Annotated in this window: 17 protein-coding genes; 12 read left to right on the top strand and 5 right to left on the bottom strand. The window is 50.4% G+C overall.

Features of this window, described 5'->3' with window-relative positions; genetic code table 11:
- Positions 1 to 82: 82 nt before the first annotated feature.
- The 4 genes from EPA93_RS08835 to EPA93_RS08820 all read left to right on the top strand — a co-directional run bounded on the left by EPA93_RS08835 (position 83) and on the right by EPA93_RS08820 (position 4,614).
- Positions 83 to 1,384 carry an MFS transporter gene (locus EPA93_RS08835; protein WP_129886703.1) on the top strand — a complete coding sequence of 434 codons (1,302 nt, stop codon included), beginning with the start codon at positions 83 to 85 and terminating at the stop codon, positions 1,382 to 1,384.
- Positions 1,385 to 1,781: 397 nt separating this feature from the next.
- The gene (locus EPA93_RS08830; RefSeq protein WP_129886702.1) at positions 1,782 to 2,687 is read left to right on the top strand and encodes an aldo/keto reductase; all 906 of its coding nucleotides are present in this window, start codon (positions 1,782 to 1,784) and stop codon (positions 2,685 to 2,687) included.
- Between the two features lie 183 nt (positions 2,688 to 2,870).
- Positions 2,871 to 3,707 (top strand): DMT family transporter, encoded by an 837-nt coding sequence (locus EPA93_RS08825; protein ID WP_129886701.1) that lies wholly within the window; start codon positions 2,871 to 2,873, stop codon positions 3,705 to 3,707.
- 127 nt (positions 3,708 to 3,834) lie between these two features.
- Positions 3,835 to 4,614 (top strand): class I SAM-dependent methyltransferase, encoded by a 780-nt coding sequence (locus EPA93_RS08820; protein ID WP_129886700.1) that lies wholly within the window; start codon positions 3,835 to 3,837, stop codon positions 4,612 to 4,614.
- Positions 4,615 to 4,759: 145 nt separating this feature from the next.
- Here EPA93_RS08820 and EPA93_RS08815 read toward each other — a convergent pair whose 3' ends face one another.
- On the bottom strand, positions 4,760 to 6,424 hold the full coding sequence (locus tag EPA93_RS08815) for an alpha-amylase family glycosyl hydrolase (RefSeq protein WP_129886699.1): 1,665 nt from the start codon (positions 6,422 to 6,424) through the stop codon (positions 4,760 to 4,762).
- A gap of 404 nt (positions 6,425 to 6,828) precedes the next feature.
- On the opposite strand from EPA93_RS08815, the gene EPA93_RS08810 reads away from it, so the two are divergent.
- Positions 6,829 to 7,248: a nitroreductase family deazaflavin-dependent oxidoreductase gene (locus EPA93_RS08810; RefSeq protein WP_129886698.1), complete on the top strand. Its 420-nt coding sequence runs from the start codon at positions 6,829 to 6,831 to the stop codon at positions 7,246 to 7,248.
- Between the two features lie 347 nt (positions 7,249 to 7,595).
- Here EPA93_RS08810 and EPA93_RS08805 read toward each other — a convergent pair whose 3' ends face one another.
- A complete protein-coding gene (locus tag EPA93_RS08805; RefSeq protein ID WP_129886697.1) occupies positions 7,596 to 7,994 on the bottom strand; it encodes a RidA family protein in 399 nt (132 codons plus the stop codon).
- A 210-nt stretch (positions 7,995 to 8,204) separates the two neighbouring features.
- On the opposite strand from EPA93_RS08805, the gene EPA93_RS08800 reads away from it, so the two are divergent.
- From EPA93_RS08800 to EPA93_RS08785, 4 genes are all read left to right on the top strand, one after another.
- The gene (locus EPA93_RS08800) at positions 8,205 to 8,483 is read left to right on the top strand and encodes a hypothetical protein (protein ID WP_129886696.1); all 279 of its coding nucleotides are present in this window, start codon (positions 8,205 to 8,207) and stop codon (positions 8,481 to 8,483) included.
- 135 nt (positions 8,484 to 8,618) lie between these two features.
- Positions 8,619 to 8,954 carry a VOC family protein gene (locus tag EPA93_RS08795; RefSeq protein WP_129886695.1) on the top strand — a complete coding sequence of 112 codons (336 nt, stop codon included), beginning with the start codon at positions 8,619 to 8,621 and terminating at the stop codon, positions 8,952 to 8,954.
- A 246-nt stretch (positions 8,955 to 9,200) separates the two neighbouring features.
- Positions 9,201 to 10,163 (top strand): alpha/beta hydrolase-fold protein, encoded by a 963-nt coding sequence (locus EPA93_RS08790; RefSeq protein ID WP_129886694.1) that lies wholly within the window; start codon positions 9,201 to 9,203, stop codon positions 10,161 to 10,163.
- Positions 10,164 to 10,339: 176 nt separating this feature from the next.
- A complete protein-coding gene (locus EPA93_RS08785; RefSeq protein ID WP_129886693.1) occupies positions 10,340 to 11,191 on the top strand; it encodes a DUF2785 domain-containing protein in 852 nt (283 codons plus the stop codon).
- Positions 11,192 to 11,426: 235 nt separating this feature from the next.
- Here EPA93_RS08785 and EPA93_RS08780 read toward each other — a convergent pair whose 3' ends face one another.
- Positions 11,427 to 11,642, bottom strand: a complete 216-nt coding sequence (locus EPA93_RS08780) for a hypothetical protein (RefSeq protein WP_129886692.1) — start codon at positions 11,640 to 11,642, stop codon at positions 11,427 to 11,429.
- Between the two features lie 214 nt (positions 11,643 to 11,856).
- Here EPA93_RS08780 and EPA93_RS08775 point away from each other — a divergent pair, with 214 nt between their 5' ends.
- Positions 11,857 to 12,843, top strand: a complete 987-nt coding sequence (locus EPA93_RS08775) for a GNAT family N-acetyltransferase (RefSeq protein ID WP_129886691.1) — start codon at positions 11,857 to 11,859, stop codon at positions 12,841 to 12,843.
- A 140-nt stretch (positions 12,844 to 12,983) separates the two neighbouring features.
- On the opposite strand, the gene EPA93_RS08770 is transcribed toward EPA93_RS08775, so the two are convergent.
- Together EPA93_RS08770 and EPA93_RS08765 are read right to left on the bottom strand one after the other, a co-directional pair.
- Complete coding sequence (locus EPA93_RS08770) at positions 12,984 to 13,841, bottom strand: SDR family oxidoreductase (RefSeq protein WP_165422969.1); 858 nt, start codon at positions 13,839 to 13,841, stop codon at positions 12,984 to 12,986.
- A gap of 324 nt (positions 13,842 to 14,165) precedes the next feature.
- A complete protein-coding gene (locus EPA93_RS08765) occupies positions 14,166 to 15,131 on the bottom strand; it encodes a D-alanyl-D-alanine carboxypeptidase family protein (RefSeq protein ID WP_129886689.1) in 966 nt (321 codons plus the stop codon).
- A gap of 261 nt (positions 15,132 to 15,392) precedes the next feature.
- Here EPA93_RS08765 and EPA93_RS08760 point away from each other — a divergent pair, with 261 nt between their 5' ends.
- Together EPA93_RS08760 and EPA93_RS08755 are read left to right on the top strand one after the other, a co-directional pair.
- Positions 15,393 to 16,247: an alpha/beta fold hydrolase gene (locus EPA93_RS08760; RefSeq protein WP_129886688.1), complete on the top strand. Its 855-nt coding sequence runs from the start codon at positions 15,393 to 15,395 to the stop codon at positions 16,245 to 16,247.
- Positions 16,248 to 16,755: 508 nt separating this feature from the next.
- Complete coding sequence (locus EPA93_RS08755) at positions 16,756 to 17,751, top strand: GNAT family N-acetyltransferase (protein ID WP_129886687.1); 996 nt, start codon at positions 16,756 to 16,758, stop codon at positions 17,749 to 17,751.
- The last annotated feature ends 16 nt before the right edge of the window (positions 17,752 to 17,767 follow it).

Raw genomic sequence — 17,767 nt, 5'->3', positions numbered from 1 at the left:
ATCAAGTAACTACAACTACTCAGGTTTTCATTGGAAAGAACCTCTCGAAAATGTCATAGCTGAAAGAAGGGAGAACAACGCGATGGACTCTTCGCTCTCTGATGAGAGTATTACAATAGTGCCACAAGAGCTTTCTGCTCAGGAGGAAACGGGGATGCCAGCCCAGCCGAGTACGCCAAAAAGTCTTGGCTTCCAGGTGCTCTATGGGCTTGCTAACGCGATTATTGGGATTGGCAACATTACCTTCTATACGCTTCTGCTGCCGGCGCGCATCAGTACGCTGGCTCCTGCCGACCAGACCAACACCTTTATTCTCCTCTCTGGCATTGGTGCACTGGCCGCAACCCTTACCAATCCTCTGGTGGGAGCCCTCTCCGACCGAACTACTTCTCCTCTGGGGCGCCGCCTACCCTGGCTGCTCGTTGGAATGATCTTGCTGCTGGTCTCGATGCTCACTCTGGCCTATGCTTCATCATTGATCATGTTAGGAATAGGGGCTATCGTGCTGCAAATTGCGATCAATTGTCTGCTCGCGGCCCTCTCTGCCCTTATACCAGATCAGATCCCTCTAAGCCAGCGCGCAACTGTCTCTGCCTTCGGAGGAATGGCTCCGCTGGTCGGTGGCCTGATAGGACAGATCCTGGTAGGGCAGGTATTGAAGGATATCACTGCTTCTTTTCTCGTGTTGGCCCAGATCTCCATTGTCCTTTTGTTGCTCTTCATCCTTGTTTTACGCGAAGAGCGCTTATCAAAAGGGGCACTGGCACCCTTCGGCCTGAAAGATATCCCACGCTCGCTCTGGCTCAATCCCCGAACCTACCCGGATTTCGCCCGTACGTGGCTTGCGCGCTGCTGCGTCTTTCTTGCCGCCACGACTGTGGTCAATTATATGTTCTACTTTCTGCAAACTGAACACGTCTTCCCGGTAGAGCAGGTGGCCACTGGTGTGCAGATATTTTATAGCATTTATGTCCTCTCCCTGCTCCTCTCTTCATTGATCTGTGGTCGCCTCTCGGATCGCTGGCAAAGGCGCAAGATCTTTGTGATTGGATCAAGTTTGACGATGACTGTGGCGCTGCTGCTGCTGGCTTTCTTCCCCATATGGAGCGTTATCCTTGTGGCAACGGTTATTCTGGGCGTAGGATTTGGCGGTTACCTCTCGGTCGATCTCGCTCTAGCTAGTCAACTCTTGCCACGCGAGCGCGATCATGGAAAAGACTTTGGGCTGATGAATGCGGCGATTTTCTTACCGATGCTTGTGATCCCGCTCATCGCCTCCATTACGCTAAGCGCGTTGCATAGCTATCTGCTCCTCTTCATTGTGCTGGCCGTTGCCACAACGGTGGCAGCTCTCTTGATCAGACCGATTACTCTGGTCAAATAAAGTTCGCTCTCTGGCTTATCTTCGTCAAGCCATAAGCTGGTACGTGAGAATACAGAACGAAGTAGAAGCTATCTTCAGAGGTTCAAGCTTCTACTTCGTTCCCTCTTACATTCTTCCCCGTTTCATTACTTCACACGAACGCCTCTGTATTTGACCTTTCCTTAAAAGCTCCAGAGCTTCAGAACCTTAGCAAGTTGGTATCGGCTGCCAAATTGTTGCACGCACAATACTTGCATACACAACAATTATGTGTTACGTTTATGTAGTTGCTTATACAATTATACGCTAAACAACTACATCTAAGCCTGGAGATATGGCTGCATCTGGGGGTTGTATCTCACTTTTCAGCAGTAAAGCTGGAAAATTAAGCAGGCTAGAAGAGGAGCAGGCAATCAACATGGACAAGACATCGACATTCTTTGGCAAAGATACGCCACTGGCTAGCGCGGCGGGAACAATCACGCTTGGCGGCGAGCTCGTGGTTACCCGCCTGGGTTTTGGTACAATGCAGTTGCCGGGGGCAGGAGCCTGGGGAGAACCAGCAGATCCGGCCAGGGCGCGAGCGGTGTTACGCCGAGCTGTCGAGCTGGGCATTAACTTTATCGATACTTCCGATTACTATGGACCGCACGTGGCCAATCGTCTCATCGTCGAGGCATTGTATCCTTATCCTCAGGATCTCGTTTTCGCCACCAAGATCGGCTTTAAGCGTGGTGCTGATGGCAGCTTTATACCAGACCCACGGCCCGAAAGCTTGCGCCTGGCCTGTGAGGAAAATCTCAGTCATTTAAAGGTAGAGCGCCTGGACCTTGTTCATTTCCGTTATGGAGGAAGCCCTGAAGTTCCGTTTATGGAATCGGTAGGAACCTTACAGGATCTGCAGCGCGAGGGAAAAATTCGTCATATTGGCCTTAGCAATGTCACGCTTGCCCAACTCCAGGAAGCTCGGGCAACGGTGCCTATTGCCACCGTCGAGAATCTCTATAACCTTGCCGATCGCAGTTCGGAGCAAGTGGTCGATTGGTGTACGCAACAGCGGATCGCCTTCCTGCCCTTTCTGCCTCTGGGCAAAGGGAAGCTGGTCCAGGCGGACGGCCCACTTGCCAGCCTGGCCAAACGCTATCAAGTTACTCCGGCTCACCTGGCCCTCGCCTGGTTGCTGGCCCGTTCGCCCATGATCCTACCGATTCCCGGTACCTCCTCAGTACAGCACATTGAAGAGAACGTTGCCGCCGCCAGCTTGCGCTTGAGTGAGGAAGATCTTAGCACGCTCGCGGCTCAAGTGGCCTCAGTGCAGAACTGATCCACAGACGCTCTGCCTGGGTAAGCGCGTTCTTCGTACGCTGGCACAAGTTACATGGCCTCTCTTTCCAGAGAATACAGGCTTGTGCCAGCGCTCGGCGGTGCAGTGATTAATCATTACCAGGGCGCTGAAATGCTTTTCTTCACGTCTCAATGAGCCCTTACAGGCACAGAAAGGTATCCAATGGGCATCCTTTTCGGATTACTGGCGGCGGTCTGCTTTGCGCTCGCCGACTTTGTTGTGACACATGCCACCAGGCACGTCGGTGTGCTCCAGGCCCTCTTCGCTATTCAGCTCTTTGGCGTGCTAGTAGTGGGAGCGGTACTTATTATTATGCAGGCGCCTCCTCCCGGCTCTCTGGCAGTCTGGGCTCTAATGGGTGGGATTAGCCTCATCAATTTTGTCGGTACGCTGCTCCTTTATCGCGCCTTCGCAATTGGAACGCTCTCCCTCGTCTCGCCCATTGCCTCTGGCTTCGCGGTTGTCACAGCCGTGCTGGCGCTGGCAAGCGGTGAGCGCCCTCCTATCCTTACCCTGGTGGGAACAAGTGCGCTGATCGTAGGAGTGATTGTGGTCGCCCGCGCCCGTGGAGTTGCAGGAGCTTCTTCGCTGGCCGGACTTCCCGAAGCTCTAGGAGCCTCTATTTGCCTTGGCATATACTTCTGGGCCCTCAATCGCATTACACCCACCCTTGGCGCAATCTGGCCTGTCTGGACGACAAGGCTGGTGCAATTGCTCTGTGCCTTCCCCATTCTGAGTATTCGTGGTCCCTTCATGCTAAGAAAAACCTGGCAGGCTGCACCTCTGCTCTTACTGGCTGCTATCTTTGATTCGGGAGCCTTGCTAGCATTCAATCTGGGCATCGGGCAAACCTACACGACTATCGCCACGGCTTTGACTTCGCTCTATAGCGCCGTTACTGTACTCCTGGCCTGGCTCTTCCTGCGCGAGCGCTTAACCATAGGTCAGTGGATGGGCGTAGGAGCAATTTTGCTCGGCGTCCTGATGGTAAGCATTTAGAAGAACGCATCGTCCATAGACTCTTGTTAGCCGAACACCTAGCAACTGCAGAAGCCCTTATCCGTAGATCAGAATAGTAAGTACTTTCTCAATCCTTTTAAGCTGAAGAAAACGAAAGGTACTTTTGATGGAACCAAAACCGGCCCATCTCGGTCTGCAGTATGCCAGCCAGTTCAAGGATCACAGTATCGTTGATGTTTACCATTATCGCCCCTCATATCCCGCTGAGGCGATTGCGAAGTTAGTCTCTTTGATCACCGACGAGCCACGCACCGTTCTCGATGTGGGATGTGGCACGGGCGAGCTCGCCCGCCAGCTGGTCACGCAAGTTGAGCGCGTCGATGCTGTGGATTTTTCGCGCGCTATGCTGGATAAGGGAAGAACTCTGCCCGGCGGCGACCATCCCCAATTGCGCTGGATCTACGGACGCGTGGAGGAGGCTGCGCTCCAACCACCCTACGCGCTTATTACGGCGGGCGAGAGCCTGCATTGGATGGAATGGGACGTGGTTCTACCTCTGTTCCGCCGCATGCTCACTCCTCACGGCTTGCTGGCCATGGCTGAACGAGGGTCCGAGCCCGAGCCCTGGCAAGCGGACTTACTGGAACTTATTAAGCGCTTCTCGACGAATAAAGAGTTCCAACCCTATGATCTCATTGCGGAACTGAAGCAGCGCAAGCTCTTCCGGCAAGAGGGAATCTGGCAAACTCGCCCTGTTCCCTTCACGCAATCAGTAGAAGATTATATTAGCTCCATACACTCACGGAATGGCTTCTCTCGCGAGCGTATGGATACAGAGCTTGCCCAGGCTTTTGATGCAGAGGCCCGCAAACTCCTTCTGCCCTTCGCACAAGATGGAATGCTCAAGCTCATGGTGACCAGCAATATCATCTGGGGCAGGCCATAAGCCGGTCTTGGTTAATGTTGCTCTTCCCAGCCACGCAAGCATTGCTCTTTAGAGGGCAATGCCCTTAACGTAGGAGTATGAGGGGAGAGTTGAAATGGTAGCTAAAGAACCTGCCCATTCAATAGATTCATCTGTTATTGGCTTGTTATGCTTTGCATGCTATCAGGCAACCTTCGTTCCCTCGAAGCGTGAGATGATCAAGGTCGAGATGCTCCTCACGGTCAAGATGGGTGGAAAGGATGATACAAGCAGGACCAAATGGCGACAGATCGAGTATCTGTTCCGAATTTGCAAAGTTGAGTACGATCAGAAACCGTTGCGAGCCATACTGTCTCAAAAACGCAAAGCAATCCTCCGCCGTTGTCTCTATAGCCAGATACTTACCAATAGAAAGAGCATTATGCTCTCGCCGGAGGGCAAGGAGCCTGCTTGTCAGAGAGAGCATCGAGCAAGGGTCCATAAGCTGGGCCATAACATGATCTTGCTCGTGCCGTTGGCTGACAGGCAACCATGGCTCAGTCTCCGGTGGACAGAAGCCTGCATGCTTGCTGCCATCCCATAACATAGGAGTACGCTCCTGATCACGCCCCAAATCCAGGCCAGGCATCGTTTGCGCCCAATGGTCAATTGTCCGTTCAGGCGGAATTACGCCATTTTGCATGCCCAACTCATCTCCATAATAGAGGGTGGGAGTTCCACGCAGCGTGAGTAAGAGCATCATCGCGACACGTGCCTGTGCTTGTCCCAGGCGACTTGCCAGGCGAGGTTCATCATGGTTGCCCAGGACATAGTTAGGCCATGCCCCTGTCGGTAGAACTGACTCCAGCTCATCTACTACAAGCCGTACCTCCTGAGCCTGCCATGGAACAGAGAGCAAACGGAAGTTGAAAGGCAGATGCAGTTCGTCGAGGTCTCTTCCATAGTAGGCTGCCCAGCTGCCGATATCAGGACGGTGCAATTCTCCAATACTGACGCGCGGCTGTTTATCACTGTAGTCATCCAGGAGTTGATGTAACTCTTGATAGAGCTTATGAATGTCAGGGTGCCCTTGGTCATAGAAATGCCACTGGCCATCATATGGGCCAAATGAGCGCCAAAAAGTGGGAGAAAGGGAAGTATTTAACGGATTGTTGCGCAGCAGTGGATCTTTCATAAGAAAGTGGGCCACGTCTATACGAAAGCCATCTACTCCTCGTTCAAGCCAGAAGCGGAGGACGTTAAACATCGCTGTTTTGACCTCATCATTGCGCCAGTTGAGATCCGGCTGTTGAGGAAGGAAGGAATGCAAGTAATACTGTTTGCGCGTAGCGTCCCAACTCCAGGCCGAGCCGCCAAAGACACTGAGCCAGTTATTGGGCGGAGAACCGTCAGTATTAGGATCGGACCAGACGTACCAATTATGGTAAGGATTCTTGTGTGAACTTCGTGACTGGATAAACCAGGGATGCTGATCGGACGTATGATTAGGAACATAATCAATAATGACACGTAAATGACGCGTATGTGCTTCGGCTACCAATAGATCAAAAGTTGCCAGGTCGCCGAAAAGCGGATCAATGTCCGCATAATCAGAAACATCATATCCTCCGTCAGCCATTGGAGAGGGATAAAATGGGGTGAGCCAGATAGCATCAATACCTAAAACATCTTTAAGGTAATCTAAACGCTTGATTACCCCGGCCAGGTCTCCGACCCCATCTGCGTTGCTATCCTGGAAGCTGCGCACACATATCTGATAAATTACGCTGCATTGCCACCATAGTGGCTGTGTGACCGGGGAAGTAGCTTGCAAATATGCTGTATTTTCCATTAATACGATACCTCCAATATGTTTTATCCATCAGTTTGTGTTTTCTTTAAGAATATCTTAAAGAAGTGCATAAGTGAATACTAAACAAAAAGTAATATTCTGTATTAATAGCAAAATGAAAATAAAATAGAGGATATGGCTTTGCAATCCGAAAGTTCTCTTGATAGCACTAACTCTAAGATCTTACGCGAACTGCGACGGAATGCGCGTCTTTCCTATGAAGCCTGGCCAGACGCTCTAAGATAGCCCAGCACCAAGGATCGGCGCGCAAAAAATAGATCCCTTGATTTCGCATTAGGGATCTTTGTATACTTAACCATGTGACCAAATATACAAAGATCGTAAAGTGGAAAGGCTTAGTTCCACTTTCATAGACATTCATTTCATGAGGAAAAAAAACATAGATGAGCGATTTTGACTTCATCGAACAGAACCGTCGCTTGGTGGAAGAGTTCCGTGCAAACGAGGGAAAAGTACAGGGTGGGATTCCAGTAATCCTTCTCACCATCAAAGGGGCCAAATCAGGTAAACCCCGCATCTATCCATTAGTATCTGTTCCTTTTGGTGAGAACTACCTCGCAGTCGCATCCAAAGGAGGTGCTCCTAAACATCCTTTGTGGTATTACAACTTGCTGGCTCATCCTGATGTCACGGTCGAGGTTGGGAACGAAAAGTTTGAGGCTACAGCGAGATTGCTGGCTAGCGCTGAGCGGGAACAAGCCTTTAAGCAGGCGGTCACGGTGTTTCCTCACTATGCTGAGTTTCAAAAGCAAACTGCTCGTGAAATTCCTGTTTTTCTGCTTGAACGGAATACAAAAGCATAACAGAGTTTCTTGAGATAGGCCCCGAACGCACAACCATGCACATTCCCCTGGGTCTGAACCAGCACTGCAGTGCTTCCGTTCGATCCAGGCACGGAACACCCGGCGCAGCACTCCCCTCGTGCTATTATAGTCATCAGAATCTTGCTCCTCGTCTCCTGTCACCAGCAGGCAGTTCTCCAGGGCATCAAACTGCCCTTCCCAGTGCCGTCGATATTGTTCAAGCCAGGCTACAGCTTCTCACATGGGTTGGGCGGCCAGCCTGAATCATCTCAAACGATTCAGGCTAGGTAGAGAAAGAGGCAGAAGAAAATCTCTACTTAGGCCAGCTATTCAGGTTAATATTATGCTTATTGAGCAATTACAGCTATAGCAGCAATCTCAATAAGTTGCTCAGGGAGAGCCAATTCGGCCACCTCAAGACAGGTGCTGGTAGGACGGTGTTCTCCAAAATACTCAGAATGCAAGCGAGCAATATCGTCAAAATTGCGGCGTAGATTCTTGGCATACACCGTTGTTTGCACAATTCGTTCTCTCCCGATTTTATAGAAGGCAAGTATTCGGTCAAGGTTGGCAAAAGTTGTACGTACCTGAAGTTCAATATCTTCTTCGCCAATAAAATTCCCTTGCGCATCAACTGACACCTGGCCCGAGATATAGAGCGTTGCACCAGCTTGAATCGTCTGCGTAAACCCGTAGATCTTCTCCCAGGGCATGCCAGCATCATAAGATTTAAATCCGGACTGCATATATTTGTTCTCGCTTCCTATCAAAACAGTTTTCACATCAATCCTTCTCTTTTAAGGGTCACACAGAAAAATCATTGTCCAAATAAATTTGGACTAAGTTTAGTATAATCTAAATTAAATTGGATTATCAAGTCCATCCATGCCATATTATACTGATATCGAAATATATTTTTTATCTTAAGGGGAAATACAGTAAAATCAGGAACATTAGTGTTTTATGCAACTTTTGCTGCACTTGCTATCTGGCTGGCCTGGCATTGGTCTCAGACCAACGGTTGGAGCGGTCTGCACCGCTTGGCTCTGGCTAGCGGAGCTCTCATGGCACACACGGTTTTTGGCATATTCGCTCTCACTTACAATATAATCAACAAGATTGGCTTCCTTGTGCTCGGCCTGATTATGCCTGGCTTGCTGCTTCTGTTCACAACGCAAATCCAAGCCAGGATTAGAGCAAAGCAGAAAACCCCTGCCCTTAATCCGGATAGCTAGCTATCCCGGACAAGAGAAAGGTGCTTCAAACAGCCAAACCCTCCAACGCCACACCAACCTTTTAAAATAAAGGCGTCGACTGAAAAAGAGGCCTCTACTCCCTATCCCTTTTGCTTATATAAGGAGGCATTGCGCATGATACTCAACCATGTTAATCTCACCGTTACCGACGTCTCAGCCGCCGCTGACTTTCTCGAAAAGTACTTTGGATTACGCAGCCAGGGTGGTAACAACGGCTTCAGAGTCCTCTTCGATGACAGGGGTCTGGTCCTCACTCTGATGAAAGGCAAGAACGTAAATTATCCCAGCACATTTCATATCGGCTTTGGCCAGCCAAGCGAGCAGCATGTTAACGAGATCAATCAGCGCTTGAAGGACGATGGCTTTGAGGTTGAGCCGCCCCAGCGCTCGCACGCCTGGACCTTTTACGTTCAAGCACCTGGCGGCTTTAGCATTGAGGTCGCTGCTTAGCCGAGACTTCATTTTCCATCTCTTCCCTCGTCGCCTGGATCAAATCTACAATCCAGGTGGCGAAGTATTTATATTCTCTAATCCTGGCAAAGGCTCAGTAGAGTTTGTCTGTAAACTTTGCTTGCTTCATCCTCTCTGTGGGCAAGAAAGTGCGCCTGGCCGGTTAAATGGATGATATTATGGAGATAGAAGTGTGCTTAGCAGAAAAATCAGTCTTAGTTCCGCACATCTGGAGATCTCTTACATATGCTTAAAGTTCAGCAGCGCCAGGTTACCTTTACTCCGCCTGCAGAAGCTGCCTATCTAATCGGAGATTTTACCGACTGGAAGCAACGTCCCCTGGCAATTTCCGGTCCCGTAACACTGGAATTTCCGCCAGGAGCTTACGTTGAATATGCCTTCCTGGATATCCACAAAAAGCCCCTGGCCGATCCTGCTAACGCGAACGTGCCGGCCCATCCCTGGCACGCTTATGATCGCTTTATCATGCTCCCTGAAAATCCCTTCAGCCAGCCTCCCCGTCCGCACAAGTTTAGGGGCCAGGTATTCGAGCACGCATTTCCTTCAAGGGTATTTGAAAAGTCCAGAATGTGTTATGTCTATGAGCCAGCTGAATCCCCCACAGCCACGCTCTTTGTTCAGGATGGGGCGGCATTCTACCACAAATTACAATTCCAGCTCGTAGCTGAGGCGCTCCTTGAACGAAAAATCATTTCCCCGGTTCGTCTCGTCATGCTTGAGCCAGATGAGCGCGAAAAGGAATACTGGCTCAACGAACGCTACGAACATTTCTTGCTACAAGAAGTGCTTCCCTGGATCAACGGTCAGTATGGCGAAACTGCGCGCAAAGGTCTATGGGGCGCCTCGCTGGGCGGACTGACCGCCGCCTGGCTAGCTTGGAAAAATCCTCAACTCTTCACCCTTGTTGGCTGCCAATCTGGCTGCTTTACGGCTCAACCGGGAGGCTGCAATGCTTATAGCGAGCCTGAATGGTTTACCGCACAGTTTGCCGCGACGCCTCGTCAGCCCTTGCGCTTCTATATGCAGACCGGACAAATCGAGTGGCTCCTGGCTCCTAATCGCCGTTTCGCCGCAGTCCTTGCAGACAAAACCTATCCTCATCTTTATAGCGAGCTGCCTTCCGGCCACACCTGGGCTACCTGGGAGCAAGGGCTGGCTCAAGGCCTCGCGTATCTGCTCAATCAGTAAGTTTTTTCAGAATCATAGCGTCACTATCACGTCCCCGTGGCTACATTCATTAAGCCGACCCTGCTTTAGCGTTGTTACTTGCCATAATAGTAAAAGTCCAGGAACGCTTCATACAGGCTTTTTGGCAAATATCAGGAAAAAGTGATAAACTACAGCAAAAGGGAAAGGAGTAACACTTGGACAGTACATTCTGGCAATTGATTAAGGAAAAAGATTTTGCAATTCCGTCGAATTACTCCATCGAAGTGCTAACAGAATATTTGTTAACAGCGCTGGGTAACCCTGACCCAGCGATACGTGAGGGACCTAATCACGAGGTATTAGAAACCTGGATTCACCGTGGCGTTTATTCTGCTGATGCATTGCAAACTATGGCAAACCAGATGGTGAAAAACCTACAGGTAGGACTGGGTGAAGTAGGAAGCGATGCAGTCTTTCTTCGTACTTTCTCTCTGCTCATCCTCACTGAAATTCTTCAAGAGGACAACGAGCGCCCTTTTCTGACAGAAAACGAACTTCGTTACTTTATGGAATGCGGCCTGACATATTTAAAGGAAGAGCAAGATGCTCGCGGCTACGTTGCTGGCAACGGTTGGGCTCATGCGGTAGCTCACGCAGCTGACTTGTTGATGGTTCTGGCACGCAATCGCTTTCTTATGGAGGTGGATCTAGAACGTCTTCTGCAAGCGGTAGCAGACAAACTGATTGGACCAACAACTTGTGCCTATTTATATGAAGAGGATGAGCGACTAGCCTACGCCACATTAAGCGCGCTGCGGAGAAATCTGTTGCAACAGCCCTTCCTTATACATTGGATACAACAGATTGCCCGCCCCTCAGGCGTCCCTTGGAGCATCACTACTTTTTATACGCCAGAGCAGACCTTTCGCTACAGCAATCTAAAATGCTTCCTGCGCAGCCTATATTTCCAGTTACGCCTGACCTCACCCTCACCTCAACCAGCGCTGCTTCCCGAGCTCGAAAAGGCGATCCGTGCAATGGATAGAGGATATTATGAGCTCACTTAACACCTTCCCACGCCACAAGGGCCAGGAACTTTACAAGAAGCTCTCGTTTCCGGTGGGCTGCGTTTGTGCCAAAGCTGGTTGATGTTGAACACAACGTTGTGATTGACGAATACCAATACTCTCGATTAGCACGAAAATCGCCTCAATCATGCCAATCTGGATGGTGGCTGCATAGGCGCCGCAGCTATTGTCCAGCTCATTCCTGATTTATATGGCTGAGGAATAGCTAAATACCCTATGACGAATAGTGCTCTAGCACCTCACGAGCATATCGCTTGATCATCGCAACAAGCTCTGGTGGAGATTGGATAAGCACATCACGTCCCAATACAAATAACCGGCGGGCATAAAAAGGCAGTTCTTTGGCCAGAACATTTTTCTTGATTATGTCATTTCCATGCTCGTCTATAACAATCCCTTGCCCGAAGAGAGCCCAATCCACATCTTTCATACCATACTTATTCACAACAACATGCAGTAAAAGACATGAAATTCAGTAGCAAGCTCCTGAACCGTAAAGCGCTGCATCGAGCGTAGGCGCAGCATCAACTCAAGCAAACGTTCTGTACGCGACATTCTCTTCCTCGATAGTGACAAAAGTTGGCACCATTATAGCTTATACTTATAGACGGATAAAACAGTGAAAGGGGATTATAATAATTAACATGACCGAAACGACTCATCAGGGATTAACCAATCAGCGTGACAGTATCCAGCTTCGTCACTTTGACGTTGACAGAGATTTACCAGGGCTTGTTCAACTGCAAACCATAATAGAGGAAGCTGACCAGACCGGAGAAGATGTAAGCGAAGAGACGCTTAAGGCTCAGTTGCACCTTCCCGGGCACGATCCCGCACAGGATGGCTGGGTTGCTACAATCGCTCATGAGCAGGAACAGATTATTGGCTTCGGCACAGTCTGGAAAGTTCCGCAAAACGCGCATGCCGATATATATGTAGGCGTTCATCCTGCCTGGCGCCGGCAAGGCATAGGCGGCAAGCTCCTTCAACATATTCTACAGCGCGCGCAAGCTCTATCTTCCCAGCACATTCTTGCCTACGCAAACATTCGCCACCAGGACGCACTCGCTTTCTTGCATAAACGCGCTTTTGCCCCGGTAGCCTCCTACACTCTTATGCGGCTGGCCGCCGAGAAACAGGTACCGCAAGCAGAGTGGCCAGCGGGCTACACAATACGCCAATATCGGCCCGAAGCAGACTTTCCCTTGCTGCTAGATATGTATAATCGGGCCTTTCAGGGCCTGTGGGGACATTGGGAACATGTGACGGCCGAGGCTTTGCACGGTATTCTTGAGCAGGAAAATCCGGCCGGCATTTTTCTGCTCATCACCCAAAGCGGGGAAGTAGTGGGCACCTGTCGCGGCGAGATGAGCGAACATTTGAGTACGAAAAGAGGAAAAGAAACAGGCTACCTGGATGCGCCCGGCATCGTGCCAGCGCATCGCTCAACTAAGCTCTACCTTTCGCAATTGCTCTACGCAGCGCACTGGGTCCGCACGCAGGCATCCCAGACCCCTATCGATATTGAATTGGAGTCCTGGGGCGACGATCCGCAGGTCCTGAGCGAATATCAGCAAGCAGGCTTTGAGAAAGTGGAGCAACAGGTTATCCATCGTTGGTCAGGCCAATAAGCTGGCCCGACTAACGATAGAATCCTTGCCTGAATTCCTCAGCAGCGCAAAAAACTTCAGATAGCAAACACAGTACACGCGTGCTCTGCTTTGTTCATCAGCCCGTTCTCGCGGCAATCCAATTCGTCTTAGCGCCGCCCTTAACGAAGCTGATCGACATACTCACGCGCAAAGGTCTCAAAAGAGCTGGCTGGCTGCCCTGTCACATCTTGCACAGCAGTCGTGACGCGGCCAGCTCGACCGGAGCGATAAAAGCGATAGAGATCAAGGAATCGCTCAAGGTGCTCTCCGGGAGCCATGCCAGCTCTTGCCTCCTCCTCAGACAAACTTGTATAGGTAATGCTTTCGCCCAGCGCGCGCGAGAGCAAAGCCGTAGCCTGCGCATAGCTAAGCGCTTCAGGTCCTGAGAGCTCATAGGCTTTGTTCGTATGGGATGGGTCAGTCAGCGTATGATAAGCAACACGGGCAATATCGCGCGTATCGACAAAAGCCATCGGAGCATCTCCACGAGGCAGCCGAACATTTCTCGCAGAACGGATAGCGTTTCCATAATAGAAAACGAAATTCTGCATAAAGCAGTTAGGGCGCAGGAAGGTATAACTCATGCCTGACTGTTCGATGACCTGCTCTACCGCACGGTGGAAGCGACCGATCATATACGCATCTTCCTCGGCACCAAAAGCTGAAAGTTTCACAATATGTTTCACTTCTGCCCGCTGCGCCATATCAACGATCCTTAGTTCAGCCTGGGCCTGATCGGCGCTATCTCCAGTCAGAAGAAATAGCTTCTCAACTCCTTGCAGAGCCTCAGCCATTCCGGCGCCGGTTAATACGTCGATGGCTACATCTTCCACACCTGCCAAACGCAGGGGGCGCGCATGAAAACCAGCCCGTACAGGCTGCCCAGCTTCATAAAGGAACTGAACAAGAGATCGTCCAATTGTTCCGCTGGCTCCTAGCACAAGAATGGGCGCTGAGCTAATTTTACTTTGTGACAAATCATCTCCTCCGAATCCGCTGGCGCTTATCTATAGCTCACGCTATTTTTGGAGAGAAAGGTGAATGCTGAGCAGTTTTAACGCCAGAGATTTTCAATGTTACGATATACATCGGAAAAGAATTTTTGTGGGAAAACATCTCTATGGGTGCAGATAAAGAAATTTCTATCAAGCCGCATCCCGCTTACTTTTCCTACAGCTATAACACCACCTCTTCAGCGTTTTCATCCTGAGCAACCTTGCTTTATTTCTCGGCAGTTAGCTAAACGAGCTTGAGCGAGATCTATACGCCATCATCAGCGCTGCCGGCCGGAGAAGCGATCTTTACTCCGATTCCTCAGCAAATCCCATGTTCAACAATTTACTGGCATCGGCAAAGATCTGTGCATGGGAGCCAGCACCAAGTTCAGCACCGATAAGATGATGTTCCTGGCGCGTTGCAGCAAAAGCCAAGCAAAATCCAGCATCATATGTAAAGCCAGTTTTGATGCCAGTTGCCCCCGTATAGCTGGCGAGCAGCTCGTTTGTATTGCGCCAAATGTAGCGATGATTGGAAACGGTGGGCGCCACTACATAGTTTTGCTGGGCAACAATATGCGCAAAAGTAGGATTATGCATGGCATAACGAGCCAGTTTCACAAGATCGGCGGCAGTCGAATAATTATCTTGTGAATAAAAGCCGTGCGGATCGCTATAGTGGGTGTCAAGCATTTGTAATTGTTGGGCCTTACTATTCATCAACGCGACAAACTTCTCAGTTGTTCCCGCCATAGTATGAGCAATCACCAACGCCGCATCAGCGCCCGAAGGAAGGAGCAAGCCATAGAGCAAATCCTGCACGCTCAGCGTATCCCCAGCCTGTAGCATAGCAATACTGGCCCCCTGCGGCACCTCCCTGAGGTCTACTGGCTTGACAGTTATGTGTTGATCCAACTGCATATTTTCTATAGCGATAATAGCTGTCATCATCTTGACAGTGCTACCGGTCGGCAGATGTACGTGGCTATGTAAATCGAATAATATGCGGCCTGTATTATCATCAATAAGAAAGGCTGCAGAGCCATGAATCAGGCCAGGGGGCGTGGATGTTGGCGATAGGGTTGGCGATGGCATCCCCGTTGGAGAAGGGGTTGGCAGAACTGTAGGCACAGTTGTTGCTCGCTTGCTAATAGGATGAGCTAAAGAAGCCGTATCCTGGCGCCAGGGATGGGCGAAAGCCAAGAGAATAGTCATGAGAATAATAGCAATACTGCTTATGAGCAGAGTAATAGTAATTAAAGAGCGTTTCATGTAATACTCACCTTTTCTACATTGAAGTCATATGAGATATTCCGTTTACAGGTGAGGGTACCATATCTGCAATGCGAGGAGGTGAGATGAAGCGATACACAAAGCGATACATCTTCAATTCTCTCACGCCAGCGCGCAGGCCGTAACGCTTTCTCCCTATGTTCTACATTTGGGCAGAGTGAGGCAGGCTAACACACAAAGAAACGCCAGTAGCCTTTACATTATATAATGACGAGACTACGTAGTAAGGAGAAGACAAGCATGGAACGTCAGGGAAAAATCAACATAGGCGGATTTGAATTGAGCTACCGCTGTGAAGGGCAGGGCACGCCGGTTCTGATCATTGGCAGCACTATATATTATCCACGCCTCTTTTCGGCAGCCTTGCGAGAAAAGTTACAGCTCATTTTTATCGATCATCGCGGCTTTGCCACGGCTCCCGCTGCCTATAAACCAGAGGACTATACGCTTGAGCGCATTCTTGATGATACTGAAGCAATTAGGGAGCTGCTTGGCCTTGACAAGTTTGTCATGTTGGGCCATTCGGGCCACGCCTTCCTGGCTCTAGAATATGCAAAAAAATATCCCGCACATGTTCAGAAGGTGGCCTTGTTCAACTCGGCGCCTACCAACAATCAAGAGCGGCAAAAACAGAGCATCGCCTATTTTCTTAGCGCAGCAGAGCCAGAGAGAAAAAAGAAATTCGAGCAGGATATCGCTTTGCTTCAAGAGGATATAAAGCGTGATCCGGCCAGGCGCTTTGTCCACATGCTTATTCGCATGGGCCCTCAAAGCTTTTACGATTATCATATTGATGCAGCCCCCATGTGGGAAGGTGTCACTACCAATATGCCCATCATCGATTATCTGTGGGGCAAAGCTTTTGCCCAGCTTGACCTGCGCAAAAGTCTGGCCAGCTTTGACAAATCTGTCCTTTTAGGTTTAGGGCAACACGATTACCTGGTTGGTCCCGTGGATCTCTGGGCAGGAATCGAGAACGAGGCAAAGCAGGTCAAGAAAGTCATTTTTGCCCGCAGCGGCCATAATCCTATGTATGAGGAGCCCGAGCTATTTGATCGAACCCTCTTTGAATGGATAGAGGGAAGAGCGCTCTAAGCTCGTCGCTATCAATTCGGACACTAGCCCGAAAGTCCTGTAAATAGTCTACAACCACGACGAGAAACTTTCCAGAAGAGAGGCGGCCATTTCTGGTCGCCTCTGCCCACATTAAGGGATTTCGTCTGCTGCATCGTCCGCGCCCGTTTGAAGAGTCCACACGCTTAGCCGTAATAGTCAGGAGCTTTCTTTAGCGTCTTCCACTGTTCGGCATCGTGTCCAAAGATGATCAGAGGAACCTGCTCACGCTCTACCAAAGCAAGCAGCTTGCGCGTACTGGCGCGCAGGTCCTCCTCATTGTCGTCGACCGGGCTCGCTTTGCGCTTAGGGGTAAAGCTACTCTGTGTGGGTACCGCGTCAATCGCGAGCAGAACCGGGCCTGTTAGTTGAAAGGGAGCCTTCCCGGAGATATTTTAGCGTATTTGCAGATCTATCGTTAAGCATACACCAGTGGTATACTGAGAAAAGCATGTATGTAGATCTATAATTAGGAGAAAGTGGCTATTTTATGCAATATGGCGATCCCGCCAGATCACTAGAGAACTCAATCATCCTACCCACAGCTCCCCGGATTCCTGGATTGACATTTCGGCTATATCGTGGAGAAGCTGATCTGGAGGGCATCGAGGCTGTGCGCCAGGGAGTGAGAGCCGCTGATAGCGATATCTGGCTGCCTGGCCCTGATCCAGCCGGACATGATAGCCCGAGCAATCCTTTGCGGGACTGCTTGCTTGCCGAAGTCAATGGCAAGCTTATTGGCTACACCTGGCTCGATTGGTGGACAGAAGCTGATGGCACGCAACTCTATCTGCATCTGGGCTGGTTGCTGCCTGAGTGGAGACGTAAAGGGATCGGTCGCGCCCTCTTACGCTGGCAGGAGCAACGCCTACGACAGATAGCGAGCACCCATCGTCCCAGCGAGCAGCGTATGTTTGGGGCAAATGCCAATGAGCAACAGCCAGGGCATCTTGCCTTATTGCTAAACGAGGGTTATCACGCCGCCTTTACAGTTGTACAGATGAGCTGTCACTTGCCACTGCAGCCAATCCAGCCTCTTCCCTTGCCTGATGGCCTGGAATTACGCCCTGTGCAGCCCGAGCAGCATTATGCAATCTATAGCGCTAACGAGGAGGTATTCCGCGCTTCAAACCTTGGTTACATCGAACGGAGCTATGAGGAATATCTCTCCGACTTAAAGCTGCCGGAAACTGATACACGGCTCTGGTTCGTGGCCTGGGCCGGCGATCAGATAGCAGGATTGGTCATCAACGAAATCGATGAGTGCGGCGGACATACGCCCTGGGTGGCCGTACAGCAACCCTGGCGGCGCCGGGGCTTAGCCCGTACCTTAATGACTCATACACTCAGGGGCTTTCAGGAACGCGGAGTGCGCCAGGCCGAACTATCCACTATCGCCGAGAATCCGAGCCGCTCGGTACACCTCTACGAGAGCGTAGGTTATACTATAGTCAAGCGCTGGCCGCGCTACCGCAAACAGATGTAGTGTTAACCCCTGGAGG

Origin of the sequence: Ktedonosporobacter rubrisoli (assembly GCF_004208415.1) — a bacterium.
Lineage (GTDB): Bacteria > Chloroflexota > Ktedonobacteria > Ktedonobacterales > Ktedonobacteraceae > Ktedonosporobacter > Ktedonosporobacter rubrisoli.
This window is presented reverse-complemented; position numbering and strand designations above follow the sequence as displayed.